The sequence below is a fragment of the Yoonia sp. genome, from assembly GCF_014859355.1.
In the GTDB taxonomy this organism is placed as follows: Bacteria; Pseudomonadota; Alphaproteobacteria; order Rhodobacterales; family Rhodobacteraceae; genus Yoonia.
Genome location: NZ_JACUUJ010000070.1, coordinates 1 through 6,168, shown reverse-complemented (window position 1 = coordinate 6,168; position 6,168 = coordinate 1). Strand labels below are relative to the sequence as shown.

Here is a 6,168-nt window from a genome sequence, read left to right as displayed (position 1 = left end):
TTGGCGACGTAAACCTGCCAATCCCACCATTCGCATTGCAGCCAGTCTTCCATATGGGCGTGAATCCGTTCGGCCCCGCCGGTGGTCGTGTGGCACAGCCAAGTGTTGTCATCCATCCGGGCGACAACCCCGTCATCCATCAAAAACCCGTTTTCCGAACACATCAGACCATAGCGGCATTTGCCCACCGGCAAAGTAGACATCATGTTGGTATACATCATATCCAGAAATTTGCCCGCATCCGGCCCCTTGACGATCAGCTTGCCAAGGGTGGATGCATCCAGCAGCCCCAGTTTTTCGCGGGTATTCCTGACCTCGCGATTGACCGCATCGTGGACAGTTTCGCCGCTGCGCACATAGGCATAGGGCCGGCGCCACTGGCCCACCGGTTCATTGTCGGCGCCATTTGCATTGTGCCAGTCCGACATCGGGGTCTTGCGGATCGGCTGAAACAACTCATCGCGCGCCACACCGGCAATCGCACCCATGGAAATCGGCGTATAGGGCGGGCGGAACGTCGTGGTGCCAACATTGGGGATATCGGCGTTCAACGACTGCGACAGGATCGCCAGACCGTTGATATTGCTCAACTTGCCCTGATCTGTCGCCATGCCCAGCGTGGTGTAGCGTTTGGCGTGTTCGACGCTTTCGAACCCTTCCTGCGCGGCCAGTTGCACATCTGACACTTTCACGTCGTTCTGGTAATCCAGCCAGGCCTTGGACCGCAGCGCATAGCTGGCCCCTTGGGGCATCAACCAGACCGGCGAAATCGCGCCCTCTTGCGCGTCCAAAGCGCTGGGGGCCTGTCCCTCGCCAGCCCCATCACCCGCCGCAGCCAGACCGGCGGCCCAGCCATCGGCAATGGCGTCAGCGGTAAACAGATGCCCGTTGGCAGTGCCCGCCGCGATGACAAAAGGCGCGCCATCCGCGCCCGTTGGCGCGCGGTCCGCATCGGGGCGGAACATCGCTTGGGCCGCGTCCCAGTGCAGCTTGCCGCCGCAGTGCGACCACAGATGCACCACCGGCGACCAACCGCCCGACATGGCAACGCAATCGCAGGCGATTTCCTCCAGCACGGCACCTTCGCCAGCCTGCGCGCACAGCGCCACGCCGGTCACGCGCTTGCCGCCTTTGACCTTTGAAATGCCCTTGCCCAGCTCAACCCGGATGCCCAAGGCGCGCGCCTGATCAATCAGCGCGCCCTTGGCATCGGGCCGCGCATCGACGATCACCGGCACGTCCAGCCCGGCCTGTTTCAGCGTGATCGCGGTGCGATAGGCATCGTCGTTGTTGGTGACAACGACCGTGCGGTCGCCCAGCGACACGCCCCAGTTCACGACATAATCGCGCACCGCCGCCGCCAGCAAAACGCCCGGAATATCATTGCCCGCAAACGACAGTGGCCGTTCAATCGCCCCTGTCGCCGTCACGATCTGTTTTGCCCTGATCCGCCACAAGCGGTGGCGCGGCCCGTCCGCACCCGGCGCATGATCGGTCAGCCGTTCATAGGCCAGCGCAGAACCGTGGTCATAAACCCCCGCCCCCATGCAGCGCAGGCGCAGATCAACATTCGGCATGTTTTCAAGGGCCTGCACGGTGGCATCAATCCAGTTTTGCGCGGGTTGCCCTGCGATTTCAGGCGCATCGACACCGGCGCGCCCACCCCAATGGGCGGTCTGTTCGACCAGCAGCACACGGGCACCGCGCGCGCCCGCAGCCTGTGCCGCGGCCAGCCCCGCAATCCCGCCACCGACGATCAATACATCGACATGCGCGTGGAAATGCTCGTAAGTATCGCCGTCACGATCCTTGGGCGCGCGGCCCAGACCGGCGGATTTGCGGATGATAGGTTCATAGACATGTTTCCAGAACGACCGCGGATACATGAACATCTTGTAATAAAACCCCGCAGGCAGGAACCGCGACAACTGCGTATTGATCGCGCCGACGTCGAATTCAAGGCTGGGCCAGTGGTTCTGGCTGGTCGCGGTCAGCCCGTCGAACAGTTCTGTCGTGGTGATGCGCTGGTTCGGTTCGAACCGCGCGCCGGTGCCAAGGTTGACCAGCCCGTTGGGTTCTTCGGCGCCCGATGCCACTACCCCGCGCGGGCGGTGGTATTTGAACGACCGGCCCACCAGCATCTGGTCGTTGGCCAAAAGGGCCGAGGCCAGCGTATCGCCCGCAAAACCGCGCAGATGCTTGCCGTTGAAGGTAAAGGAAACGGCTGTGCCCCGGTCGATCAGGCGGCCCTTGTTTGCCAGTCGCGTGCTCATTTAAACGCCCCCCACGCCCAGCCCGGGCGTTTTGCGGTAATCTTGTCGCGGATGTCTTGTGGTGGTTCGGTGGTCTGCGCGGGATAGGTGCCGAACACCTCTAGTGTGGCGGTGCAGCGGGCGGCGTAGAACCATTTGCCGCAGCCGTAGACATGCCGCCAGCGTTCGAAATGCACCCCCTTGGGGTTTTCGCGCATGAACAGGTAATCCTCGAACGCATCATCCGACGCATCCGGCCCTTCGCGTTTCAAATGCGCCTGCCCGCCCGCGTGCAGATCGGTTTCATCGGCGGCAACACCGCAATAGGGGCAATGTAGGGTCAGCATGGGAACACCTTTGTCATCAGATCAATCGCTTGCATCAATGTGCCACCCCCGCCGCAACGCTTTCGTCGATGAATTTGCCCTCGCGGAACCGGAACATGCTGAATTCGTCGGTCAGCGGTGACTGCCCCTTGGCCATCAGTTCGGCCATGGCCCAGCCCGACCCCGGGATCGCCTTGAACCCGCCGGTGCCCCAGCCGCAGTTGACGAACACGCCATCGACCGGGGTTTTCGACAGGATCGGCGACCGGTCGCCGGTCACATCCACGATGCCGCCCCATTGGCGCAGCATTTTCAGGCGCGAAATCATCGGAAAGGTTTCGACCAGCGCGCGCACGGTTTCCTCGATATGGTGGAACGATCCGCGCTGGGTGTAGTTGTTGTAACCATCCGTGCCGCCGCCGATGACCATTTCGCCCTTGTCGGATTGCGACATATAACCATGCACGGTGTTCGCCATCACCACGATATCCATGCAGGGTTTGATCGGTTCCGACACCAGCGCCTGAAGCGCCACCGATTCAATCGGCAAACGAAACCCCGCCATCTGCGCCAGCACACCTGAATGCCCCGCCACGACCAAACCCAGCTTGTCGCAGTCAATGTCGCCCTTCGTCGTGGTCACGCCCACAACCTTGCCGCCAGTCTGGCGCACGCCGGTCACCTCGCATTGTTGGATCACGTCCATGCCCATATCCGAACAGGCCCGCGCATAGCCCCATGCGACCGCATCGTGCCGCGCGGTGCCGCCGCGCGCCTGATACAGCCCGCCCAACACGGGGTAACGTGGCCCGTCGATGTTCATGATCGGGCACAGTTCCTTGACGCGATCCGGGCCGATCCATTCGGTTGTAACACCTTGCAGCGCGTTGGCGTGGGCTGTGCGTTTATATCCGCGCACCTCGGCTTGGGTTTGCGCCAGCATGATCACGCCGCGCGGGCTGAACATGACGTTATAGTTCAGGTCTTGCGACATGGTTTCATAAAGGCTGCGCGATTTTTCATAAATCGCCGCAGACGGGTCCTGCAGGTAATTGGACCGGATGATCGTTGTGTTCCGGCCGGTGTTGCCACCGCCCAGCCAGCCCTTTTCAAGGATCGCCACATTGGTGATTCCGAAATTGCGGCCCAGATAATAGGCCGTGGCCAAACCGTGCCCCCCGGCCCCGACGATCACCACATCATACTTGCGGCGCGGCGTGCGCGCGGCCCATGCGCGGCCCCAGCCGGTATGCTGGCGTAACGCCTCTCGGGCGATGGCAAAAGCTGAATAACGTTTCATCGGTCCCCGATTCCCTGTTTGGTCTGTGACCCGTTCGCACCCTATCTGGACCCTGTGCAGTGCCAAGAGGATACTGTCAGCGTCACGTTCTTTGCATTTTACGACATACGCACCGGCATGAAAACGGCAGCCTGCCGCAGGGGGTTTCAAGTTCGTCCCGGCGGCATTATGTCGTGGGCATAAAATATCCGAGGTTTGCGATGATTTTCTGGCTTATTTGTCTTGTTCTGGCGTTGGCGGTTGCGGCAATTGTTGTCATGCCGCTTCTCCGGCCTGCCCCTGTCACAGACAAAAGCCCCGATGTGGCACTTTATCGCGGGCAGTTGGACGAACTGGACCGTGATGTCGAACGCGGCGTGCTGGCCCCTGATGAGGCAGAGCGCGCCCGCGCCGAAGTGGCCCGCAGATTACTGGCCGCCAACAAGACCAAACAGCGCCCTTTGGTCGCATCGCACCCCAGGCGTGCGGTATCGATCGTGGTGGTAATTGCCGTGTTGGGCTTCGCTTTTGGCGTTTATAAAACGCTGGGCGTGCCCGGCTATGGCGACCTGCCGATCAAGGCGCGCCTTGCCGCAAGCGATGAAATCCGCGCCGCGCGTCCGGGCCAGGAAGCGCTGGAAGCCGCAGCCCCAGACATGCCCCCCGTCGATGCACCCGAAGATTATCTGACGGCCATCGCCCAATTACGCACGATTGCCCCGACGCGGGCGGATGATTTGCAGGCATGGGAACTGCTGGCCTATCACGAAGCTGAATTGCGCAACTACGGTGCTGCCGCCCGTGCGCAGGCCCGGGTGATCGACCTGAAAGGTGCCGCAACCGACATCGAGGACATGCGCCGCCTGCTAGACATGATGGTCACTGCCGCCGGGGGATTTGTGTCACCCGAGGCAGAACAGGTCATCCGCAGGATTTTGGACCGTGATGCAGATAATTACGCCGCCCGCTATTACCTTGGCGCGCTTTACAATCAAACCGACCGCCCCGACATTGCATATCGGCTTTGGCGCGAGATTGCGGAAAATGGCGATCCAGAGGTCTTTCATGTGGCGGCGGCCCGCGACCAGATCGAAGATGCCGCATTCCGTGCGGGTATCGAATATACGCTGCCCACGCTACGCGGACCATCAGCCGCCGATATCGATAACGCGCAGGACATGACCCCCGAAGAACGTCAGGCGATGATCGGCAATATGGTGGCCGGCCTTGCCGACCGTCTGGCCAACGAAGGCGGCACTGCATCCGATTGGGCGCGGCTGATCACCGCCTATGGCGTCATGGGCGACACCGATGCCGCCCGTGCCGTCTGGGTCGAAGCGCGCGAGGTTTTCGGCACCAGCGCCGCCGCGATGCAGGTTTTGACGCAGGCCGCGCAATCGGCTGGCGCGCTGGAATGATCTGCGACACACCGCAGGATTTTGCCGCCGTCCTGCCCGCCCATGGCGCGCTTGCGGGGCTAGATCTGGGAACCGTGACCATCGGGGTTGCCGTGTCCGACGTCATGCGATCCGTCGCCACCCCGCTTGAGACGATCAAGCGCAAAAAGTTCGGCCTTGATGCCACCCGCCTGCTGGAAATCACCGACGCCCGCCAGATCAGGGGGTTGGTGCTGGGCCTGCCGCGCAACATGGACGGGTCCGAAGGGCCGCGCTGTCAGGCGACCCGTGCCTTTGCCCGCAACCTGGAAAAACTGACCGAACTGCCGATCACCTTTTGGGATGAACGCCTGTCCACCGTCGCCGCCGAACGCGCGTTGCTAGAGGCGGATACGTCACGCAAACGTCGCGCGCAGGTGATCGACCACGTGGCGGCAAGCTATATCCTGCAAGGTATGCTAGACCGGCTGCGACATTTGGGGAATCACGCGTGACCAAACCTGAAAACACCGACCACATCTGGGCAAGGGCCGAAATCGAAAGCCCCTGCATCAAGATCTGCGTGATCGAACCGAAATCGCGCCTGTGTACCGGCTGCCTGCGCAGCATCGACGAAATCGGCGCATGGTCGCGGATGACACCCGAGGCGCGCAAGGCGGTCATGGCAGAGCTGCCCGCACGTGCAGGGCAGATCACCAAACGCCGTGGCGGACGCGCGGGGCGGGTGAAGTAGGGGTTTGAGAGACGGTTGCAAGAGTCTGGATTGCGGGACGAAGCAGACATCTGTTTCCGGCATTAGATGTGTCTGTGTGAATAACAGCGTTGGTACCTGAACCTTTTCAATTTGGTTGCAGCACTAAGCACAAAATCAGATAGATTATAGTTAACAAGACTTGATACAGGCACAACGCATG

6 protein-coding genes are annotated in these 6,168 nt (G+C 61.5%); 3 read left to right on the top strand and 3 right to left on the bottom strand.

What is annotated here, in order from left to right:
* The 3 genes from IBX59_RS14590 to IBX59_RS14580 form a co-directional block, all read right to left on the bottom strand.
* The coding region (locus IBX59_RS14590) for a 2Fe-2S iron-sulfur cluster-binding protein (protein ID WP_296376864.1) at positions 1-2,273 on the bottom strand (2,273 nt) is incomplete at its 3' end.
* Positions 2,270-2,599 (bottom strand): sarcosine oxidase subunit delta, encoded by a 330-nt coding sequence (locus tag IBX59_RS14585; protein WP_296376862.1) that lies wholly within the window; start codon positions 2,597-2,599, stop codon positions 2,270-2,272. The genes IBX59_RS14590 and IBX59_RS14585, both read right to left, overlap by 4 nt.
* A gap of 34 nt (positions 2,600-2,633) precedes the next feature.
* On the bottom strand, positions 2,634-3,878 hold the full coding sequence (locus tag IBX59_RS14580; RefSeq protein ID WP_296376860.1) for a sarcosine oxidase subunit beta family protein: 1,245 nt from the start codon (positions 3,876-3,878) through the stop codon (positions 2,634-2,636).
* Between the two features lie 200 nt (positions 3,879-4,078).
* Between IBX59_RS14580 and ccmI the strand changes: the two genes are divergently transcribed.
* From ccmI to IBX59_RS14565, 3 genes are read left to right on the top strand one after another with little or no spacing between them, the layout of a single operon-like run.
* Positions 4,079-5,275 (top strand): c-type cytochrome biogenesis protein CcmI, encoded by a 1,197-nt coding sequence (gene ccmI, locus IBX59_RS14575; protein ID WP_296376858.1) that lies wholly within the window; start codon positions 4,079-4,081, stop codon positions 5,273-5,275.
* Entirely contained in the window at positions 5,272-5,748 is a 477-nt protein-coding gene (gene ruvX, locus IBX59_RS14570) for a Holliday junction resolvase RuvX (RefSeq protein WP_296376856.1), read from the top strand. The genes ccmI and ruvX overlap by 4 nt, the downstream gene beginning before the upstream one ends.
* The gene (locus IBX59_RS14565) at positions 5,745-5,987 is read left to right on the top strand and encodes a DUF1289 domain-containing protein (protein WP_296376854.1); all 243 of its coding nucleotides are present in this window, start codon (positions 5,745-5,747) and stop codon (positions 5,985-5,987) included. Before ruvX ends, IBX59_RS14565 begins: the two co-directional genes overlap by 4 nt.
* The last annotated feature ends 181 nt before the right edge of the window (positions 5,988-6,168 follow it).

What these genes read in the sequence shown, in the direction of transcription:
- IBX59_RS14580 (WP_296376860.1), bottom strand. Translation starts at nt 3,878, where the DNA reads ATGAAACGTTATTCAGCTTTTGCCATCGCCCGAGAGGCGTTACGCCAG.
- ccmI (WP_296376858.1), top strand. Translation starts at nt 4,079, where the DNA reads ATGATTTTCTGGCTTATTTGTCTTGTTCTGGCGTTGGCGGTTGCGGCA.
- IBX59_RS14585 (WP_296376862.1), bottom strand. Translation starts at nt 2,599, where the DNA reads ATGCTGACCCTACATTGCCCCTATTGCGGTGTTGCCGCCGATGAAACC.
- ruvX (WP_296376856.1), top strand. Translation starts at nt 5,272, where the DNA reads ATGATCTGCGACACACCGCAGGATTTTGCCGCCGTCCTGCCCGCCCAT.